Origin of the sequence: Bradyrhizobium sp. LTSPM299, assembly GCF_000938235.1 — a bacterium.
Taxonomy (GTDB): Bacteria; Pseudomonadota; Alphaproteobacteria; order Rhizobiales; family Xanthobacteraceae; genus Bradyrhizobium.
The window spans coordinates 447195-467650 of the sequence record NZ_JYMU01000006.1; the positions used below are offsets into that span (position 1 = coordinate 447195).

The following is a 20456-nucleotide window of genomic DNA, read 5'->3' on the forward strand; positions in this document are numbered from 1 at the left end:
CGCCCGGAGACCCGGATTGCGCTTCGCTCCATCCGGGCTACGCAGCCGCTCCGCTCGCAATGACGGACTGCGTTGAGGGCATGCAAATCCGGAAGTGCTCGATGGCTTGCGCTTGGCGCGACGACACGCTTAACGTCGCGCGCTAAGAACACGTCGAGACCGACTTGATGACCCGCATCGCCGTTGGCGGCTTCCTGCACGAGACCAACACCTTCGCGCCGACGAAGGCGACCTATGACGATTTCGTGCATGGCGGCGGCTGGCCATCGATGACGCATGGCGCCGACGTGCTGAAGGTCATGCGCCGGATCAATGCCGGCCTCGCCGGTTTCGTCGAGGCCGCCGAGGCCAATGGCTGGGATCTGGTTCCGACGGTTGCGGCCGGCGCGACCCCGTCGGCGCATGTGACAAGGAACGCTTTCGAGCGGATCGTCAAGGAGATGGCCGATCGTCTGGCCGCCGCCGGGCCGATCGATGCGGTCTATCTCGACCTGCACGGCGCGATGGTGACGGAGCACTTCAACGATGGCGAAGGCGAAATCCTCGCCCGGGTGCGCAAGGTGATCGGCAACGACGTGCTGCTGGTCGCAAGCCTCGACCTGCATGCCAATGTCTCGCCCGAGATGATCGCGCATGCCGATGCGCTGATCGCCTATCGGACCTATCCGCATGTCGACATGGCCGACACCGGCCGCGCCTGCGCGAGGCATCTGGCGTTGTTGCTGAAGACCAGGCAGCGCCTGGCAAAAGCCTTCCGGCAACTGCCGTTCCTGATCCCGATCAGCTGGCAATGCACCAACGACCAGCCAGCCAAGGAGATCTACCAGAAGGTTGCGGCGCTCGAGAGCGACGCGGTACCGACGCTGTCGTTTGCGTTCGGATTCCCGGCCGCCGATTTCCGCGATTGCGGGCCGAGCGTGTTCGCCTACGGCCGCACCCAGGTCGATGCTGATACCGCCGCCGACAAGGTCGTCGCGCTGGTCGAAAGCCATGAAGACGATTTCGATGGCCGGATTTATTCGCCCGACGAGGGCGTGCGGCTGGCGATGGAGCTGGCGAAATCGGCAAAGAAGCCGATCGTCATCGCCGACACCCAGGACAATCCCGGCGCCGGCGGCACGTCCGACACCACGGGCATGCTGCGGGCGCTGGTGCGCAACAAGGCCAGCGCCGCCACCGGCGTAATCTTCGATCCGCAATCGGCGAAGGCGGCGCATGCGGCCGGCGTCGGCGCCACCGTCACGCTCGATCTCGGCGGCAAGTCCGGCATTGCCGGCGACGCGCCGTACCGGGAAACCTTCGTCGTCGAACAGCTTTCGGACGGCAAGTTCCTTGCGCCGGGTCCCTTCTATGGTGGGCGCGACATGGATATGGGGCCATCAGCCTGCCTGCGCATCGGCGACGTGCGCGTCGTCGTCGGCTCCTACAAGGCCCAGCTCGCCGATCAGGCGATGTATCGTTACGTCGGCATCGAGCCCACGACTGAGAAAATCCTCGTCAACAAGAGTTCGGTGCATTTCCGCGCCGATTTCGAGCCGATCGCGGCAAAGCTCCTGATCTGTGCCGCACCCGGCGCCATGCCCGCGGATACCGCCTCGCTGCCCTGGAAGCATTTGCGGCCAGGCATCCGCATCAAGCCGAACGGCCCTGCTTTCACACCCACCTCCTCCTCACGCACAAACGGATAGAGACCATGCCAACCATTGACCGTATCGACGGCTTTGCTGACGAACTCACCGCCATCAGGCGGGACCTGCATGCGCATCCGGAGATCGGGTTTGAGGAGGTTCGTACCTCGGGCATCGTCGCCGACAAGCTGACGAGTTGGGGCATCGAGGTGCATCGCGGCCTCGGCCGCACTGGCGTGGTCGGGGTTCTGAAAGGCCAGGGCAACGGTACCAAGCGGATCGGCCTGCGCGCCGACATGGACGCGCTGCCGATGGAGGAGAACACCAATCTGAAGTGGCGTTCGACCATTCCCGGCCGCTTCCACGGCTGCGGCCATGACGGTCACACCACGATGTTGCTCGGCACGGCGCGCTATCTCGCCGAAACCCGCAATTTCGACGGCACCGTGCATTTCATCTTCCAGCCGGCCGAGGAAGGCCTCGGCGGCGCACGGGAGATGATCAAGGACGGCCTGTTCGAGAAATTTCCCTGCGACGAGGTCTACGGCCTGCACAATGCCCCCGACCTCAATCACGGCGAGGTCGCGATCCTGCCCGGCCCGGCGATGGCCGCCGCCGACTTCTTCGATATCAAGATTCACGGCTATGGCGCGCATGGTGCGATGCCGGAGCGCTCCAAGGACGCGGTCGTGATCGCGACCACCGTCGCCCAGGCACTGCAGACCATCGTCAGCCGCAACGTCGATCCGCTGCAGGCGGCGGTGCTGTCAATCACGCAGATCCACTCCGGCTCGGCCTATAACGTTATTCCCGGCGAAGCCTGGCTGTGCGGCACCGTGCGCACCTTCTCAGACGATATCCGCAAGCTGATCGCCAAGCGGATGCGTACGGTCTGCGCCGGCATCGCCGCGACCTTCGACGTCGAGATCGAGGTCGACATCCGCGATACGTTCAGCGTGCTGGTGAACCAGGAAGAGCAGTCCCGCGTGGTCGAGGAAGTCGCGCGCACCGTCGTCGATCCCGCCAAGGTGATGACCCGCACTACCCCAAAGATGGGCAGCGAGGATTTCGCCGACATGATGCAGGCCGTTCCCGGCGCCTATTTCTGGGTCGGCCATGACGGCTCAGTCCCCGTGCACAATCCCGGTTACGTTCTCGACGACAAGATCCTGCCGATCGGCGCCAGCATGTTCGCCCGCATCATCGAGAAACGCATGCCGGTAGGTGCCCATGCATAAGGCCAAACAGGACACCATCACGTCGCTGCACGATCTCTCTGCCGTCGACCTTCTGGCCGGCTATCGTGCCAAACAGTTCTCGCCGTCGGAGGTCCTGGAAGAGGTCATCACCCATGTTGCGGCGTGGGAGCCGCACATCAAGGCGCTGTACCTCTACGACCCCGACGGAGCACGCAAGGTCGCGAAGGCCTCGACCGAGCGCTGGCAGCAAAGCGAGCCGGTGGGCACGCTCGACGGCGTTCCCGTCACCATCAAGGACAATGTCGCGACCAAGGACCAGCCGGTGCCGCTGGGCGCGGCGAGCGTCAACCTCGTGCCCGCCGCAAAGGACGCGCCACCCGCCGCGCGGTTGCGCGAAGCCGGCAGCGTGATCTTCTCCAAGACCACGATGCCGGACTACGGCATGCTGTCGTCGGGGCTGTCGTCGTTCCACGCGCTCGCGCGCAATCCCTGGGATGTCAGCAAGAACCCCGGCGGATCGAGTTCCGGCGCGGGTGCAGCCGGCGCCGCTGGCTACGGTCCGCTGCATCTCGGCACCGATATCGGCGGCTCGGTGCGGCTGCCGGCGTGCTGGTGCGGCCTCGTCGCGCTGAAGCCGAGCTTGGGCCGCGTTCCGATCGAACCGGCCTATGTCGGCCGCGTCGCCGGCCCGATGACCCGCACGATCGACGACGCCGCGCTGATGATGAGCGTGCTGTCGCGTCCCGACCGCCGCGACGGCATGAGCCTGCCCGCGATCGAGGTCAACTGGAAGGCGCTGGAGAAGTCGCCGCGCAAGCTGCGCATCGGCCTGATGCTCGACGCCGGCGCCGGCCAGAAGCTCGAGAAGGACGTGCGCGACGTCGTCGTCAAGGCCGCGAAGGCGTTCGAATCCGCAGGCGCCGTCATCACCGAGACCGATGGCATCCTGACCCAGGAGATGCTCGAGGGTCTCGATAATTTCTGGCGCGCGCGGATGTGGGATGATCTCTCGAAGCTGCCGGCTGCGACCCGCGAAAAGACCCTGCCCTATATCCTCAAATGGGGCGAGTCCGGCGCCAAGCTGTCGGGCGTCGATGTCATACGCGGCTTCAACGTGACGATGGCGCTCCGTGCGGCGGCGGCAAAACTGTTCTGCGAGTTCGACTATGTGATCTCGCCGGTGTCGCCGGTGGTGAATTTTCCGGCGGAGTTCGCCTCGCCGTTGAATGATCCCGCAAAGCCGTTCGAGCACATCGGCTTTACCGTGCCGTGGAATATGTCGGAGAACCCGGCGCTTGCGATCAACGGTGGCTATGACAAACGCGGATTTCCGATCGGCGTGCAGATCGTCGGCCGCCGCTTCGACGACATCGGCGTGCTCGGTATGGGCAAGGCCTTCGAGGGTCTGCGCGGCGCGCAGAAGCCCTGGCCGGCGCCGCCGAAGAAGTAACGTAGCGCCTCAACGCAAGTCGCGATGCGCGGATCTCCTTCGCGCATCCGAGTTCTTCCCAAGGGATGCATTGCCGGGTTATCTGGATGAAGATGCGCGTCGCGCTCTTCAGTCAAGAAAACCGAGAGGAAATCATCCCCATGGCGTATGAGACGATCAAGTACGAGGTCGCCGAGCAGATCCTCACCATCACGCTGAACCGGCCCGACAAGCTCAACGCCTTCAACGCCGCGATGCAGCAGGAGCTGATCGCCGCGTTCGATGCGGCCGACAAGAACGACGACGTAAGAGCGATCATCGTCACCGGCGCAGGCCGCGGCTTTTGCGCCGGCGCCGATCTCTCCTCGGGCGCCAACACCTTCGACCGCGATGCCCGGCGCGGGCCGGTGAAACGGCTCGCTGGCGGAGGTGTCGACTACAGCGATCCGCAGGTGCGTGACGGCGGCGGCCAGGTGACATTGCGCATCTTCAAATGCCTGAAGCCGGTGATCGCTGCCGTGAACGGCCCCGCGGTCGGCATCGGCGTCACCATGCAGCTTGCGATGGACATCCGCATCGCATCCGAAGCCGCGCGCTTCGGCTTCGTGTTCTCCCAACGCGGCATCGTGCCCGAGGCCGCCTCGAGCTGGTTCCTGCCGCGCATCGTCGGCATCTCGCAGGCGCTGGAATGGTGCTACACCGGCCGCGTCTTCCCTGCGCAGGAAGCGCTCGCCGGCCGGCTGGTCAGCAAGGTGGTGCCGCCGGATGATCTGTTGCCGACCGCACGCGCGCTCGCGAAAGAAATCGCTGCCAAGACCGCGCCGGTCTCGGTGGCGCTGATCCGCCAGATGATGTGGCGCATGATGGGCGCCGACGATCCGATGGAGGCGCACAAGGTCGACAGCCGCGGCATCTATGCCCGCGGCCGCTCCGACGACGTCAAGGAAGGCGTGGTGTCGTTCCTGGAAAAGCGCCCCGCACAGTTCAAGAACAAGGTGTCATCAGACATGCCCGATTACTTCCCGTGGTGGCAAGAGCGCGACTATCAGTGAGCGAATGGCGTCCCGCGACGTCGACATCTGACGGCCTCGTCCTGCTGCACGGCATCAGCAGGACGGCGCGCTCGTTCCGCAGGATGGAGCTGGCGCTGCAGGCCGCCGGCTTCGCCACCCTCAATCTCGATTACGAGAGCCGGCGGAAGCCGCTCGATGCGCTGGCCGAGGACATCCGTCCGGCAGTCGAGCTGTTCGCCGGCCGCCTCGAGGGCTCCCTCCATTTCGTCTGCCATTCGATGGGCGGCCTGGTTGCCCGTGCCTATCTCGCAAGACATCGCCCACTGCGGCTCGGTCGTGTCGTGATGCTTGGCACGCCGAACGGCGGCAGCGAGATCGCCGACCGCCTGAAGAGCATAGCTGCCTATCGCGCCTTCTTCGGCCCGGCCGGCCAGCAGCTCGTCACCCGTCGCGACGCCGCAACCAGCGCCATGCTGCCTACGGTCGACTATCCGACCGGCATCATCGCCGGCAACCGCTCGATCTACCCGATCACCTCGATGGGGCTGCCGCGGCCGCATGACGGACGGGTGTCGGTCGCCAACACGAAGCTCGGCGGCATGACCGATCACATCGTGATCCGCACCTCGCATCCATGGCTGGTGCGCAACGCGGAAGCGATCGCGCAGACGATTGCGTTTTTGCGGGATGGACAGTTCGAGCACAAATCGTAGGGTGGGCAAAGCTAAGCGTGCCCACCATTCCTGGCGTTGCACGTGATGGTGGGCACGTCGCTACGCGCCTTTGCCCACCCTACGCTTCCCTACCGCGTCATCAACGCCACGCGCCCGATCGCCTCGCGATCGATCAGCAGCCGCATCGCCTTGGCAAAATCCTCGAGCGGCAGACGGTGTGAGATGTTTGGCCGCACCTTTCCGGCTTCGGCCCATTCGCTCAGCGCCTTGATCCTGACTTCGCCGAGCGCGGGGTTCTTCCGCACCGCCTCGCCGGCGCGAACGCCGAGCACGCTGGCGCCCTTGATCATCAGGAGATTGGTCCGGGCAAGCCCGATGCCGCCGGTGAAGCCGACGACGAGGATGCGCGCACCCCAGTTGATGCAGCGCATCGAGTTCTCGAACACCTCACCGCCGACGGGGTCGAACACCACATCAGTGCCGCGACCATCGGTGAGGCGTTTGACAGCGTCACGGAACGGCTCGCGTTGGTAGAGCAGGACGTGATCGGCGCCGCGCGCCTTGGCAATTGCAAGCTTCTCCTCGGACGAGGCTGCCGCGATCACGGTGGCGCCGAGCAGTTTGCCGATCTCGACTGCCGCCAGTCCAACGCCGCCGCCGGCGCCGTGGACCAGCAGCACCTCACCCGGCTTGATTTGCGCGCGGTCGATCAGCGCATGATGCGCGGTGCCGTGCGCAGCCAGGAACGTGGCGCCCTCCGCATAGTCGAAGGTCGACGGCAGCGGCACGAGCTGAGACGGCGCCGCCACCGTCTCGTCGCAATAGGCGCCGAAGCGCATCTTGACGATCACCTTGTCGCCGATCGCGACGCCCTTCGCGTCGTTGACTTCGACGACATCGCCGGCGGCTTCCGAGCCGGGCGTGAACGGCAGCGACGGCTTGAGCTGGTACTCGCCGGCGGCCATCAGAATGTCCGGAAAATTGATCCCGGCGGCGCGGATCGCAACACGCACCTCGCCCGGTTTCAGCGGCAGCAGGGCAAAGCTTTCCAGGTGCAATCGCTCGGGCGGCCCAAGCTCGCGGCAGACGACGGCTTTCGGCATCAGGCGGCCCGCGCCTTGAGGCGCGCCAGCGCCTCGCGGATCAGCGGCAGGCGGTCGTTGCCGAAATACATGTCGGTCTTGCCAATGAAGATCGTCGGCGAGCCGAAGCCGCCGCGCGCCATCACCTCCTCGGTGTTGGCCTTGAGCTGGTCCTTGATTGCCTGCTCGCTGATTCCGGCAAGGAATTTTGCCGGATCGATGCCGACCTTGCCGCAGATCTCGCTCAGCACAGCATCCTGCGAGATATCCTTGTCGTCGCCCCAATAGGCCTCGAACGCGGCGCGGGCGAACGGCACCATCTTGTCATTGCCGAGCCAAATGCAGCCACGCATCGCCTTCACAGAGTTCACCGGGAACACCGTCGGCGGCATCTTGATCGCAAGTCCGGCCGAGCGCGCCCAGTCGGCGAGATCCTTCTTCATGTAGCGCGCCTTCAGCGGGACCGGCGTTTCACGCTGGGCATAGACCGACGGATTGACGGTGTTGAAGATGCCGCCGACCAGGATCGGCCGCCATGCGATCTCCGTACCGAACTCCTTCGCCAATGGCTGGATGTTGTGCCAGGCGAGATAGGTCCAGGGGCTCGAACAGTCGAAGAAGAATTCGATCATGGCGTTTCCTTTGTTATCGTTGAATTGCTCTATCTTCCGTCATTGCGAGGAGTGAAACGACGAAGCAATCCATGCCTCCACGCGTGGTGGCATGGATTGCTTCGCTTTGCTCGCGATGACGGGGTAGGAACATCACTGTCTTCCCAGCGCTTCTCTCGCCTTCGCGCCGAACATGTTCTTGCGCGCCTCCTCATCGAACGGCTCCTTGACGAATTTGCCGATCGCCAGTCCCGTCTGCACCTGCGGGCGGGCGCGCACGGCTGCGTACCAGCGCTTGATGTTCGGGTAGTCGTCGAGCGTAAAGCCCTGCGCCTTGTGGGTCATGGTCCAGGGGAAGCAGGCGATGTCGGCAATCGAATAGTCGTCGCCGGCGATGTAGGCGCCGGTCTTGCCAAGCTGGCGGTCGAGCACGCCGTAGAGCCGCGCCGCCTCATCGCGATAGCGCTCGATCGCATAGGGAATCTTCTCCGCCGCATAGAGCGCGAAATGGCCGTGCTGGCCGAGCATCGGACCGAGGCCGCCCATCTGCCACATCACCCATTGGATGATGGTCGACCGCGCCCGCAGCTCCTGCGACAAAAAGCGGCCGGTCTTGTCGGCGAGATAGATCAGGATCGCGCCGGTCTCGAACACCGAGAACGGCCCGCCGCCGTCGGCCGGCGCATGGTCGACGATCGCGGGGATGCGGTTGTTCGGGCTGATCGCCAGGAATTCGGGGCGGAACTGCTCGCCGGCGCGGATGTTCACCGGGATGACCTGATAGGGCAGCCCCAGCTCCTCCAGCATGATCGATATTTTCCAGCCGTTCGGCGTCGGCGCGTAGTGCAGGTCGATCATCGGTTTCCTGATTCCCCGTCACAAAGACTTTTGTTGTTCTGTACCTCCACCATAAGACATGGCAGACAGGCGCTCAATCCGAACCGACCGGGAGGCTCCCATGCTGTTTCCAACCACGATCGCAGGCTCCCTGCCGAAGCCCGAATGGCTGGCCGAGCCAAACATCCTGTGGGCGCCCTGGAAGTCGCAAGGCGCCGAACTCGCCCGTGCCAAGCGCGATGCCACCATGCTCGCGGTCAAGCTACAGGAAGACGCCGGCGTCGACATCGTCACCGAGGGCGAGCAGGCGCGGCAGCATTTCGTGCACGGCTTCCTGGAGAAGATCGAGGGCATCGATTTCGCCCACAAGGTCGAGATGGGCATCCGCAAGGACCGCTACAAAGCGATGGTGCCGCAGGTCGTCGCGCCGCTCAGGCTCAAGGGCCGCGTCCACGACGGCGAAGCCCGGGTCGCCCGCGCGCACACCAAGAACAAATTGAAATTCACCCTGCCCGGCCCGATGACCATCATCGACACCATCGCCGATCAATATTACGGCGACCGCGTCAAGATGGCGTTTGCCTTTGCCGAGCTGTTGAACGAGGAAGCGAAGGCGCTGCAGGCCGACGGCGTCGACATGATCCAGTTCGACGAGCCCGCCTTCAACGTCTACATGGACGAGGTCCGCGACTGGGGCATCAAGGCGCTGGAGCGTGCGGCCGAGGGCCTCACCTGCGCTACCGCGGTGCACATCTGCTACGGCTACGGCATCAAGGCCAACACAGACTGGAAGCAGACGCTCGGCGGCGAGTGGCGGCAATATGAAGACACGTTCCCCGTCATCGACAAGAGCGCGATCCAGCAGGTCGCGATCGAATGCCGCAATTCGAAGGTACCTCTCGAACTGCTGGCGCTGCTGCCGGGCAAGATCGTGCAGGCCGGCGTGATAGATGTCGCCAGCGACGAGGTCGAGACCGCGGAGGACGTCGTCAAAGTGATCGAGGCGGTGTCGAAATTCGTGCCGAAGGGCAACATCGTCGCAACAACCAATTGCGGCATGGCGCCGATGCGGCGGGACATCGCGGAAGCCAAGCTGGTTGCGCTCGGCGCCGGCGCAAAACTGGCGCGGCAGCGGCTCGGGTGACAGTGACGGCTACTCGTCTCGCCGTTGTGGCAGTACTGTTGACCATCGCGTGGCCTGCGTATGCCGGCGAGCGTGATCAGCTCAATGCGTGCCGGGACATGGTGGCGCGATTGGCACAATCGCCTGCGACACAGGACACGCCCGAAATTACGCGCTGTCGCCAGATCATCAAGGAATGGACGCTGCGGGATTCCCGGATGAGCGTCGACGAACAGGGCAAACCGCTGCGCTGACTAGCTCGCGCTCGGATGCAGCACCGGCCGGTAGCCCGTTCCCAAGGCGCGCACGGTCGATGGCGGTGTCAGCAGCATGGCTGGGCCAGCCACGTCGGCCCGGCTGTAGCCGGCAAACGACCAGCGCAGCGTCTTCCCACCGGCGACGAGATAGCTCTCGCAGTTCGCCTTCACCATCGCGCCGTCGGGCAGCTCGTGCAGTGGTATCGATAGCGGATGCAGCCGCTTCTTGCCGCGATCGAGCCGCTCGACGTGCAGCACCGTATCCATCGCTTTGGTGCTGAGGCCGGTGACGCCGTTGCCCTCTTCCCAGGCGGCGCGAAAGCGCTTGGCGTCGTCGCGGCGGCAGAAGAAGCAGGGCCGATGGCCGGCGGCAAACGCAGTCGCCTCATCGAGAAAGAACAGTTCGGTCCAGCTCCGCCGGCTCATCACCTTGCGCCGCCATCCCCTGAACTCGCAGAGGCAGGTGATCCAGGCCGGCGTCGACCAGCGCTTGTTGAGCAACGTCCGCGTCGCAGGATCATGGATGATGCCGCGATTGCCGGTGAAAGTGCCGCGATGCTCTGACGCGACGATGTCGCCGGATGGTGTGACGCGGTTTTGCAGGGGCATGCTGATCGTCCGTCGCTGTCATTCCGGGGCGCGTCGAAGACGCGAACCCGGAATCTCGAGATTCCGGGTTCGATGCTTCGCATCGCCCCGGAATGACGAAGTCCTCACGCTGCGCCGTCGCGAATCGGTGGCTGGAACGACAGCGCGGTATCCCAGGGAAAGAAGATCCAGGTGTCCTGCGACACCTCGGTGATGTAGGTGTCGACCAGCGGCCGCCCCTGCGGCTTGGCGTAGACGGTGGCGAAATGCGCATCGGGCAGCATCTCGCGAACCAGCTTGCCGGTTTTTCCGGTATCGACGAGGTCGTCGACGATCAGAAGCCCCTTGCCGGTGCCGCCGCCAAGCTTCGCGGTCTGCTCCGAAATGCCCTTCAGCACCTTGAGGTCGCCCTGCTTGTCGTGGTCGTAGCTTGCGATGCAGACGGTGTCGATCACGCGCAAGCCGAGCTCGCGCGCCACGATCGCGGCCGGTACCAGCCCGCCGCGGGTGATCGCAATCACCGCATGAAACGGCCCCACTTCATTGAGCCGCCAGGTCAGTGCCCGGCAGTCCCGGTGGAATTGATCCCACGAGACCGGGAAGGGCCTGCCGGCCCGCTCCTGCGCGCTCGATTCCGAACTTTTATCAACCATGCCGTATCAACCTATCGCCGGCTTGTTCTGCCCGGCATGCAGTTTCACAAGCATCTCTTTCACCTCCGCCATCGCCGCGGCGAGCTTCTCCGGATCGCGCGACCGCACCACCAGATTGGTGTTCGGCTTCTGGTTTTCGTCCTGGAATGGATAGCTGCCGATGATGGTGTCGGGATGGGCTTCTGCGATCGTGCGCAGGGGACCGCCGATGTCGCCTTCCCGCGCGTCGGCGCGCACTGTATCCGACAGCATGCGCACGCCGGATTTCAACGTCGGCGCCACGATGTCCATCATCGCCTGCATGATGGTGGGGATGCCGGCCATCACGACGACATTGCCGAGCTTGAAGCCGGGTGCCAGGATGGTCGCGCTCTGGATCAGCTCGGCGCCATCGGGGACGCGGGCCATCCGCAACCGGGCCTCGTTCAGGTCCTGCTCGGTCCAGCGCTCCCTGAACCGCGCCACCACCTCCGGGTGATGGTGGATTTCGACCCCGAAGGCCTTGGCCACGCTGTCGGCGGTGATGTCGTCATGGGTCGGCCCGATGCCGCCGGTGGTGAACACGTAGTTGTACCTATGCCGCAGCGCATCAAGGGCGGCGATGATATCGGCCTCCTCATCGGCGACGACGCGCACTTCCTTCAGGTCGATGCCGATATTGGTCAAATATTCGGCGATGAAGCCGATGTTCTTGTCCTTGGTCCGGCCGGACAGGATTTCGTCGCCGATCACCAAAATCCCCGCCGTGACGATCTCGCTCATGGTCTCATTCCCTAACTGATCCCCTGACATTGCCGACCCAACGCCTTGATGTCACGGGGTTTTGCTGCCGAATTAAGCAGGCTTCCGCCGGTTTTTCAGGCAGCGTCGACGAACATCCCTGGCAAATGCTGCAAGCCAATGCATATCGCGCTGGCCCGCCCCTTGCTACCACCACCTCAAGTCATGCACTGTGTGTCACATGGCTTCGAAGGACAGTCAGGATATATGGCAGTTGCGTTCGATGAAATGAACGGCCTCGGCGGCGAGCTCCGCTCGGCCTATGAGGAGCTCTCCCGCTGGCTGAAAGAGACGCCGCCGGACGCGCTGGAATATCGCCGCCAGGAAGCGGAGCTGCTGTTCCGACGGATCGGCATCACCTTCGCGGTTTATGGCGATGCCGAGGCCCAGGAACGGCTAATCCCCTTCGACGTCATTCCGCGTATCCTGTCGGCCAAGGAATGGACGTTGATGGAAAAGGGGCTGAAGCAGCGCGTGCTCGCCCTCAACATGTTCCTCAAGGACATCTACCACGGCCGCGACATCCTGCGCGCCAACATCATTCCCGAAGACCTGATCTTCCAGAACCCGGTGTTCCGCCCGGAGATGAACGGCCAGGACGTGCCGCACGACGTCTACGTCCACATCGCCGGCATCGACATCATCCGCACCGATCCGGACAACTTCATCGTGCTGGAGGACAATGCGCGCACGCCGTCCGGCGTGTCCTACATGCTGGAAAACCGCGAGATCATGATGCGGCTGTTTCCGGACCTGTTCGCGCGGCACCGCGTCGCGCCGGTCGAGCGCTATCCGGACGAGCTCTTGTCGGCGCTGCGCTCGGTGGCGCCGCACAGCGCCGCGGCCGAGCCAACGGTCGCGCTGATGACCCCCGGCATCTACAACTCGGCCTATTACGAGCACTCGTTCCTCGCCGACAAGCTCGGCATCGAACTGGTCGAGGGCCGTGACCTCATCGTCAAGAACGACGAGGTGTTCATGCGCACGACCGAGGGGCTGAAACGGGTCGACGTGATCTACCGCCGCGTCGACGACGATTTCCTCGATCCCCTTACCTTCCGCCCGGACTCCGCGCTCGGCGTGCCGGGGCTGATGTCGGCCTATGCGGCCGGCAACGTCACACTCGCCAATGCAGTTGGCACCGGCATCGCCGACGACAAGGCGATCTACTCCTACATGCCCGACATCGTGAAGTTCTACCTCAGCGAGGAGCCGATCCTCAAGAACGTGCAGACCTACCGCTGCCGCGAACCGCAGGATCTGTCCTACGTGCTCGACAATCTCGCCGACCTCGTCGTGAAAGAGGTGCACGGCTCCGGCGGCTATGGCATGCTGATCGGCCCGGCCGCCACCAAGGCGACCATCGAGGCATTCCGCGACAAGCTCAAGCGCGAGCCGGAAGGCTTCATCGCCCAGCCGACGCTGGCGCTGTCGACTTGCCCGACCTGCACCGCCAAGGGCCTCGCGCCGCGCCATGTCGACCTGCGGCCGTTCGTGCTGACCGGCAGCACCCACACCACCATCGTGCCGGGCGGGCTGACCCGCGTGGCGCTGAAGGAAGGATCGCTCGTGGTCAATTCGAGCCAGGGCGGCGGAACCAAGGACACCTGGATACTGAGTGAGTAATTGAGAGCATGCTGTCGCGCACCGCAGAAAACCTGTTCTGGCTGGCCCGCTATGTCGAGCGCGCCGAATATCTCGCGCGCACGATCGATGCGACGCTCCGGGTCACCGCACTGCCGGCGGCCTATATCGGCAAGACCAACGAGTGGGACTCCGCGCTCCTCACCGCCGGCGTCGGCGCCGCCTTTTACGAGCATTACGAGGAAGCCAACGAGCGCAACGTCGTCGAGTATCTGTCGTTCTCGGACGCAAATTCCTCGTCGATCAAGAACTGCATCGAGGCGGCCCGGCTCAATTCCCGCTCGGTGCGCACCGCGCTGACATCGGAGATGTGGGACACCATCAATTCGTCCTGGATCGAGTTGCAGGCGGTGTGGACCAAGGGCGGCACCGGGAACCGCGAGGAACTGGCAAAATTCCTGCGCTTCGTGCAGGAGACCTCGCTACGCTTCGACGGCTCGGCCTACCGGACCATGCTGCGCAACGACGCCTACTGGTTCTCCCGGCTCGGCGTGCATCTCGAGCGCGCCGACAACACTGCGCGTATTCTCGACGTGAAATACCACGTGCTGCTGCCCGAGGAGGAGCACGTCGGCGGCCCGCTGGATTACTACCAGTGGACCTCGATCCTGCGCTCGGTCTCGGCGCTGACAGCCTATCACTGGGTCTACCGGGAAACCCTGAAACCCTGGCTGATCGCCGACCTGCTGATCCTGAACGACACGCTGCCGCGGTCGCTGGCGAGCTGCTACAGCAATCTGGTGCGCAATCTGGACCAGATCGGCGTCGCCTATGGCCGCCAGGGCGCCGCCCAGCGCCACGCCCGCGGCATCAGGAACCGGCTTGAGCACAGCCATATGGACGATATCTTCCAGCACGGCGTGCACGAATTCATCCAGGAATTCCTTGCGGATAACTCGCGGCTGGGCGAAATCGTCACCAAGCAATATCTGGTTTGACGGGTTCGATACGGCAAGAAGACGCCCAGAATCTCTTCCAGCCGGGCTTGACCGGGCCATCCACGCCTTGCTTAGAGGGGCGAGAAGGAAGAAAGACGTGGATGCCCGGCATGAGGCTGGGCATGACGATCCCGACCTCCTGGTTCAACCATGCGCCTGCGGATTGCCCATACCACCACCTATCGCTACGAGCCCGCGGCCACGGGTGTGATCCAGATTCTGCGGATGACGCCGGGCAGCCATGACGGGCAGTATGTCGCGGACTGGCAGATCGACGTCTCGACCGATTCCCGGCTCGACACCCATGAGGACGCCTTCGGTAATTTCACCCACGTGCTGACGCATGGCGCGATCGGCGACCTCACCATCCATTGTGAAGGCCTGGTCGAGACCCATGACACCGGCGGCGTGCTGCGCGGCACCGACGAGCGGTTCCCGCCGACCCTGTTCCTGCGGTCCACGCTGCTGACCGACGTCAATCCGGCGATGGCAGGTTTTGTGCGCGACATGCGCAGCGAGGCTGACAGCGACGTGCTCGGCTTTCTGCATGCGCTGATGGTGCAAATCTACGAGCACATGACCTTCGATGAGGATCCGACAACCAGCGGCACCTCGGCCGCCGAGGCGTTCGCGCTGAAGCGCGGCGTCTGCCAGGACTACGCCCACATCTTCATCGCCTGCGCCCGTGCCGGCGGCGTGCCGGCGCGGTTCGTCTCCGGGCACTTCCTGCGCTCCGACGGCATGGTCAACCAGCAGGCCGGCCACGCCTGGGCGGAAGCCCATGTGCCCGGTCTCGGCTGGGTCGGCTTCGACGCCGCCAACGGCATCTGTGTCACCGACGCCCATGCCCGCGTTGCGATCGGCCTCGACTATCTCGGCGCCGCCCCGGTCCGCGGCACCCGCTATGGCGGCGGCACGGAAACGCTGTCAGTCGCGGTCAAGGTTGACCAGGCCGGACGTCCCGGCCAATGGCAGAGCCAGACGCAGTCGTAAGAGCGAGATGCGTAGGGTGGGCAAAGGCGCGGATGCGCCGTGCCCACCACCAAGTGCTGTGTTCGTGATGGTGGGCACGCTTCGCTTTGCCCGCCCTACGTTCTATGATCGCTGTCGCATCAAATCCGACCCAGCGAGACAGATCATGGCAACCGTCAAACTGCTTTCAGACGATGAACTCTCGGCGGAAGCGCGTGCTGTCTTCGACGATATCCGCACGACGCGGAAGTCGGACTTCGTCAACAATTTCTGGCGCGCGCTCGCGCATGATCCGAAGACCCTGCGTCGAACCTGGGAGAGCATCAAGGACGTGATGGCACCGGGCGCGCTCGATCCAAAGATCAAGGAAATGCTCTACGTTGCGGTCTCGGTGGCCCATGGCTGCAGCTACTGCATTCACTCGCACACCGCGGGCGCCCGCGCGAAGGGCATGACCGAGGCCGAATATCAGGAAATGCTGGCGATCGTCGGCATGGCCGCCGAGACGAACCGGTTGGTCACCGCGTTGGGCGTCCCCGTGGACGAGGCATTCCTCGTCGATGCACAAGCGGGATCAACGCAGCAATTGTGACCGCCCTGCTCCGAGGCTGCGACACACGCCGTTCGCTCGGGAATTTGGGTTGGATGCGACCTCGAAATTGGCTACTAGTTCTGCGCCGAGAAACTCGGACCGTTGGGGACTGGAAATGACCTATTGCTGCGGAATTCTGGTGCGCGACGGCCTCGTCATGATCGCCGACACCCGCACCAATGCCGGCCTCGACAATGTCTCGACCTTCCGCAAGCTGCACATCTTCGCAAAGCCCGGCGAACGGATCATGGCGATCGCGAGCGCCGGCAATCTGGCGGTCAGCCAGTCGGTGCTGTCGACGCTGACCGAGGGCATGGAGGATCCGCACACCGGCGAGGTCGAGACGCTGATGAACGCGCCGACCATGTTCCAGGCGGCTCAGCGGATCGGCCGCGCAATCCGCTCCGTGCACGCCACCGAGGGTGAAGCGCTGAGATCGGAAGATGTGAGCTTCGACGTCTCGTTCCTGTTCGGCGGCCAGATCAGGGGGTCGCGGATGCGGCTGTTCATGGTCTACACCGCCGGCAACTTCATCGAATGCACCACCGATACGCCCTATTTGCAGATCGGCGAGCACAAATACGGCAAGCCGGTGCTCGATCGCGCCATGCATTACGACGTCGAGCTCTACGAGGCGCTCAAAACGGGGCTGATCTCGATGGATTCGACCATGCGCTCCAATCTCGGCGTCGGCCTGCCGATCGACGTGCTGGTGGTGCGCAGCGATGCCTGCGAGGCCGACCTCAACCATCGCATCGAGGCCGGTGAGCCCTATTTCCACGACCTGCGGTCGCGCTGGTCGGCGGCGCTACGTGCCGCGCACAACAATATTCCGCGACCGCCCTACAAGAATGAAACCGAAGCAAAAGCCAAAAAAGAGGAAACCAGATGACTGCCACCAACAAGATCGCCGTCGTCACCGGTGCCGGCACCGGCGTCGGACGCGCGGCATCGCTCGCCCTGATGAACACAGGCTTCACCGTCGTGCTGGTCGGACGCCGCAAGGAGATGCTGGAAGAGACCAGCAAGCTCGGCCCCGCCGGCAAGAGCCTTTGCGTCTCCGCCGACATGGCCAATCCGGCTTCGATCGCAGCCCTGTTCGACACGGTGAAGTCCACCTACGGCCGGCTCGACGTGCTGTTCAACAACGCCGGCATGGGCGCGCCGCCGGTAAACTTCGAGGATTTGTCGCTCGAGCAGTGGCAGGCGGTGGTGAACACCAACCTCACCGCACCGTTCCTGTGCACCCAGCACGCCTTCCGCATCATGAAGGACCAGACGCCGCGCGGCGGCCGCATCATCAACAACGGCTCGATCTCGGCGCATGCGCCGCGGCCGTTCTCGGCCGCCTACACCTCGACCAAGCACGCTATCACCGGCCTCACCAAGGCCAGCAATCTCGACGGCCGCATGTATGATATTGCGGTCGGCCAGGTCGACATCGGCAACGCCGCGACCCCGATGACCGATCGCATGGTCAACGGCCCCGGCGTGCTGCAGCCCGACGGCACGTCGAAGCAGGAACCGCGCATGGACGCCAAGGCGGTCGGCGACGCGGTCGCCTACATGGCCGGCCTGCCGCTCGACGCCAACGTGCTGTTCATGACGGTCATGGCGAGCAAGATGCCGTTCGTGGGACGGGGCTAATCTTCCCCGTCTCCCCGCCTGCGGCGGGGCTATGGCGGGGGCGCGCTGAAAATATTGAAAACAACCCCATGCAAAGTAGCGGGGGTGCCGGTGTTCGACGTGGCAACTTGACATGTCGGGCAACTCAGCCGTACTCTTCCATTATTCCGAAATTGTGCAAGCGCTTCGAGACCTCCTGCTCCCTACTCCAGCTTCTCGACATCCCGCAGCGTCGGGAACAGCTTCATCCAGAGCAGCGCGACCGCAATGGTGCCGACACCGCCGAGCACGGCGGCCGGCATAACGCCGAGCAGCGCCGCGGTGACACCGCTTTCGAACTGACCGAGCTGGTTCGAGGCGTTGATGAACAGGAAATTCACCGCGCCGACGCGGCCGCGCATCGCATCGGGTGTGGCCAGCTGCACCAGCGAGAAGCGGATCACGACACTGATCGTATCGGCGGCGCCCAAAACCGCGAGCGCCAGCACCGACAGCCACATCCAGTGCGACAGCGCGAACACCACCGTCGCCACGCCGAACACGATCACCGCCTGGAACATCCGCATTCCGACACGGCGGCTGATGGTGTGCCGCGCCAACACCATTGTCATCAGCAGCGCGCCGACCGCGGGCGCGGCGCGCAGGATGCCGAGGCCGAGCGGGCCGGTCACCAGAATATCGCGGGCATAGATCGGCAACAGCGCGGTGACACCGCCGAACAGCACCGCGAACAGATCAAGCGAGATGGTGCCGAGGATCGCCGGACTGCTGCGCACGAAGGTGACGCCGGCGTAAAGGTCGTCCGACGCCGGCGACTCCTTCACCGCCGTCTGCTGCAGCCGGCCGATGCCACCGGTCAGGATCATGCCGAACAGCCAGAACACGACCATGACGGCGTAGGGCATGCTCGGCGTGAATGCGAAGGCAAAACCACCGAGCGCCGGTCCGGTGATAGTCGCGATCTGGCCGGCGCCGCTCGCGACCGCGGTCGCCCGCTGCAGCGAGCCCTGCGGCGCGATTAGCGGCAACAGCGCCGCGGTCGCCGGGCTCTCGAATGCGCCGGCGATACCCAGCACGAAGGTCGCGGCGAAGATCTGCACTTCGGAGATGGTGCCGGCAAAGGTGCTCACCGCGAGGAACAGCGCGGCCAGCGCTTCCAGAAGCTGGCAGGCCTGCACCACGCGCTTGCGCTCGAACCGGTCGGCGGTGTGGCCGGCAACGAACACCAGCAGCGCCGTCGGCAGGAACTGGACGAGGCCGACCATGCCGAGTTCGAAGGCGCTGCCGGTCAAATCGTAGATCTGCCAGCCGATCGCGACCGCGCCGATCTGGCTGGAGAAGCGCGACAGGCTGCGTGACGACAGGAAGAACAGGAACGGTCTGTGGGCGAGCAGATCGCGGGCACCGACCGGCATGACAGAGGACATCGCCGAGCCGTGGCCGACCGCCTGCAACTTGTCAATGCCGCTTGTCTCAACGCGCAACAGCATTGCGCTACGCGAAGCCCCTGCCCATAATCCTGCGACGGGTTTTCGGGGGCTTGATGCTGCAGTTGCAATCGGCGTTCGGCGTGATGGCGCTTCTGGCGATCGCCTGGGTGTTAGGTGAGAATCGTCGCGCGGTATCACTGCGGCAAGCCGCGATCGGGCTAATCGCCACCATCGTCACCGCATTGGTGCTGATCAAGGTGCCGCTGGTGACCACAGCCTTCGGCGCGATCAACGACGCCGTCGGCACCATCGCCGCCGCGACGCGCGCCGGCACCGCCTTCGTGTTCGGCTATGTCGGTGGTGGCCCGCCGCCGTTCGATCCGAAGGCGCCGGGCGCGGATTTTATCCTCGCCTTCCAGGCGCTGCCGATCGTGCTGGTCATGAGCGTGCTGACGACGCTGCTGTTCTATTGGCGCGTGCTGCCGCCGGTGGTGCGCGGGATGGCGTGGCTGCTCGAGCGCACGCTCGGCGTCGGCGGCGCGGTCGGGCTCTCGACCGCCGCCAACATCTTCCTCGGCATGGTGGAAGCGCCGCTGTTCATCCGGCCCTATCTGCCGCAGCTCACGCGCAGCGAATTGTTTCTGGTAATGACCGGCGGCATGGCCGGCATCGCCGGCACCGTGCTGGTGCTCTACGCCACGCTTCTTGCACCGCTGATATCAGATGCGGCCGCGCATTTTGTCATCGCCTCGGTGCTCGGCGCGCCGGCGGCGATCCTGATCAGCCTGATCATGGTGCCGGAGACGGCTGATAGGCGCACGGGTGGATCGCTCGAAGACCCCGACGTTCAGGTGTCCTCGACGATGGATGCGATCGTCAAGGGGACCGCGGCCGGGGTTGAACTGCTGATCAACATCATCGCGATGCTGCTGGTGCTGGTCGCGCTGGTGTATCTCGTCAACGCCGTCATCGGCCTGCTGCCGGAAATCGGCGGCGCAAAGATTTCGCTGCAGCGGCTGCTCGGTTACGTGATGGCGCCGGTGTGCTGGCTGATGGGCCTGCCGTGGTCGCAGGCGGTCACGGCGGGAAGCCTGATGGGCACCAAGACCGTGCTGAACGAGCTGATCGCCTATGTTGATCTGTCGAAGCTCGGCACCGATGCGCTCGATCCGCGCTCGCGGCTGATCATGCTCTACGCGATGTGCGGGTTCGCCAACTTCGCCAGCCTCGGCATCATGATCGGCGGCCTCGGCATCATGGCACCCGAGCGGCGCGAGGAGATCAACGCGCTCGGACTGAAGTCGATCGTCTCGGGCACGCTCACGACGTGTTTGATGGGCGCGATCGTCGGGGCGATGACGTGAGCCCTCTCGTCATTCC

Annotated in this window: 21 protein-coding genes; 14 read left to right on the plus strand and 7 right to left on the minus strand. The window is 64.5% G+C overall.

Annotated elements, in window-relative coordinates; genetic code table 11:
- The first annotated feature begins 167 nt into the window (after positions 1-167).
- The 5 genes from UP10_RS03250 (at position 168) to UP10_RS03270 (ending at position 5982) form a co-directional block, all read left to right on the plus strand.
- Positions 168-1688 carry a M81 family metallopeptidase gene (locus tag UP10_RS03250; protein WP_044585920.1) on the plus strand — a complete coding sequence of 507 codons (1521 nt, stop codon included), beginning with the start codon at positions 168-170 and terminating at the stop codon, positions 1686-1688.
- A 5-nt stretch (positions 1689-1693) separates the two neighbouring features.
- On the plus strand, positions 1694-2866 hold the full coding sequence (locus tag UP10_RS03255; protein WP_044585921.1) for a M20 aminoacylase family protein: 1173 nt from the start codon (positions 1694-1696) through the stop codon (positions 2864-2866).
- Complete coding sequence (locus tag UP10_RS03260) at positions 2859-4277, plus strand: amidase (RefSeq protein WP_044585922.1); 1419 nt, start codon at positions 2859-2861, stop codon at positions 4275-4277. The genes UP10_RS03255 and UP10_RS03260 overlap by 8 nt, the downstream gene beginning before the upstream one ends.
- 140 nt (positions 4278-4417) lie before the next feature.
- The gene (locus tag UP10_RS03265) at positions 4418-5308 is read left to right on the plus strand and encodes a crotonase/enoyl-CoA hydratase family protein (protein ID WP_044586163.1); all 891 of its coding nucleotides are present in this window, start codon (positions 4418-4420) and stop codon (positions 5306-5308) included.
- Positions 5305-5982, plus strand: coding sequence for an esterase/lipase family protein (locus UP10_RS03270; protein WP_044585923.1), 678 nt, complete (start codon positions 5305-5307; stop codon positions 5980-5982). Before UP10_RS03265 ends, UP10_RS03270 begins: the two co-directional genes overlap by 4 nt.
- 89 nt (positions 5983-6071) lie before the next feature.
- On the opposite strand, the gene UP10_RS03275 is transcribed toward UP10_RS03270, so the two are convergent.
- The 3 genes from UP10_RS03275 to UP10_RS03285 form a co-directional block, all read right to left on the minus strand.
- Positions 6072-7046, minus strand: coding sequence for an NADPH:quinone oxidoreductase family protein (locus UP10_RS03275; protein ID WP_044585924.1), 975 nt, complete (start codon positions 7044-7046; stop codon positions 6072-6074).
- On the minus strand, positions 7046-7657 hold the full coding sequence (locus UP10_RS03280; RefSeq protein ID WP_044585925.1) for a 2-hydroxychromene-2-carboxylate isomerase: 612 nt from the start codon (positions 7655-7657) through the stop codon (positions 7046-7048). The genes UP10_RS03275 and UP10_RS03280 overlap by 1 nt, the downstream gene beginning before the upstream one ends.
- 132 nt (positions 7658-7789) lie before the next feature.
- A complete protein-coding gene (locus UP10_RS03285; RefSeq protein ID WP_044585926.1) occupies positions 7790-8494 on the minus strand; it encodes a glutathione binding-like protein in 705 nt (234 codons plus the stop codon).
- 100 nt (positions 8495-8594) lie between these two features.
- Between UP10_RS03285 and UP10_RS03290 the strand changes: the two genes are divergently transcribed.
- Both UP10_RS03290 and UP10_RS03295 read left to right on the plus strand, forming a co-directional pair.
- A complete protein-coding gene (locus UP10_RS03290; RefSeq protein WP_044585927.1) occupies positions 8595-9617 on the plus strand; it encodes a methionine synthase in 1023 nt (340 codons plus the stop codon).
- A complete protein-coding gene (locus UP10_RS03295; protein WP_156179632.1) occupies positions 9614-9850 on the plus strand; it encodes a hypothetical protein in 237 nt (78 codons plus the stop codon). The genes UP10_RS03290 and UP10_RS03295 overlap by 4 nt, the downstream gene beginning before the upstream one ends.
- On the opposite strand, the gene UP10_RS03300 is transcribed toward UP10_RS03295, so the two are convergent.
- From UP10_RS03300 to UP10_RS03310, 3 genes are all read right to left on the minus strand, one after another.
- Positions 9851-10462, minus strand: coding sequence for a hypothetical protein (locus UP10_RS03300; RefSeq protein ID WP_044585929.1), 612 nt, complete (start codon positions 10460-10462; stop codon positions 9851-9853).
- Between the two features lie 104 nt (positions 10463-10566).
- A complete protein-coding gene (gpt, locus tag UP10_RS03305) occupies positions 10567-11094 on the minus strand; it encodes a xanthine phosphoribosyltransferase (RefSeq protein ID WP_044585930.1) in 528 nt (175 codons plus the stop codon).
- 6 nt (positions 11095-11100) lie between these two features.
- A complete protein-coding gene (locus tag UP10_RS03310; protein WP_044585931.1) occupies positions 11101-11856 on the minus strand; it encodes a competence/damage-inducible protein A in 756 nt (251 codons plus the stop codon).
- A 225-nt stretch (positions 11857-12081) separates the two neighbouring features.
- On the opposite strand from UP10_RS03310, the gene UP10_RS03315 reads away from it, so the two are divergent.
- The 6 genes from UP10_RS03315 (at position 12082) to UP10_RS03340 (ending at position 17667) form a co-directional block, all read left to right on the plus strand.
- Positions 12082-13500, plus strand: a complete 1419-nt coding sequence (locus UP10_RS03315) for a circularly permuted type 2 ATP-grasp protein (RefSeq protein ID WP_044585932.1) — start codon at positions 12082-12084, stop codon at positions 13498-13500.
- Between the two features lie 8 nt (positions 13501-13508).
- The gene (locus tag UP10_RS03320) at positions 13509-14456 is read left to right on the plus strand and encodes an alpha-E domain-containing protein (RefSeq protein WP_044541424.1); all 948 of its coding nucleotides are present in this window, start codon (positions 13509-13511) and stop codon (positions 14454-14456) included.
- A gap of 150 nt (positions 14457-14606) precedes the next feature.
- Positions 14607-15449 carry a transglutaminase family protein gene (locus UP10_RS03325; RefSeq protein ID WP_044585933.1) on the plus strand — a complete coding sequence of 281 codons (843 nt, stop codon included), beginning with the start codon at positions 14607-14609 and terminating at the stop codon, positions 15447-15449.
- Positions 15450-15594: 145 nt separating this feature from the next.
- Complete coding sequence (locus UP10_RS03330; RefSeq protein ID WP_044585934.1) at positions 15595-16020, plus strand: carboxymuconolactone decarboxylase family protein; 426 nt, start codon at positions 15595-15597, stop codon at positions 16018-16020.
- A 115-nt stretch (positions 16021-16135) separates the two neighbouring features.
- Positions 16136-16912, plus strand: coding sequence for a proteasome-type protease (locus tag UP10_RS03335; protein ID WP_044585935.1), 777 nt, complete (start codon positions 16136-16138; stop codon positions 16910-16912).
- Positions 16909-17667: an SDR family oxidoreductase gene (locus UP10_RS03340; RefSeq protein WP_044585936.1), complete on the plus strand. Its 759-nt coding sequence runs from the start codon at positions 16909-16911 to the stop codon at positions 17665-17667. The genes UP10_RS03335 and UP10_RS03340 overlap by 4 nt, the downstream gene beginning before the upstream one ends.
- A 182-nt stretch (positions 17668-17849) precedes the next feature.
- Here UP10_RS03340 and UP10_RS03345 read toward each other — a convergent pair whose 3' ends face one another.
- Positions 17850-19073 carry an MFS transporter gene (locus UP10_RS03345; protein WP_044586164.1) on the minus strand — a complete coding sequence of 408 codons (1224 nt, stop codon included), beginning with the start codon at positions 19071-19073 and terminating at the stop codon, positions 17850-17852.
- A gap of 116 nt (positions 19074-19189) precedes the next feature.
- On the opposite strand from UP10_RS03345, the gene UP10_RS03350 reads away from it, so the two are divergent.
- Positions 19190-20440: a NupC/NupG family nucleoside CNT transporter gene (locus UP10_RS03350; protein WP_044585937.1), complete on the plus strand. Its 1251-nt coding sequence runs from the start codon at positions 19190-19192 to the stop codon at positions 20438-20440.
- Positions 20441-20456 lie beyond the last annotated feature (16 nt).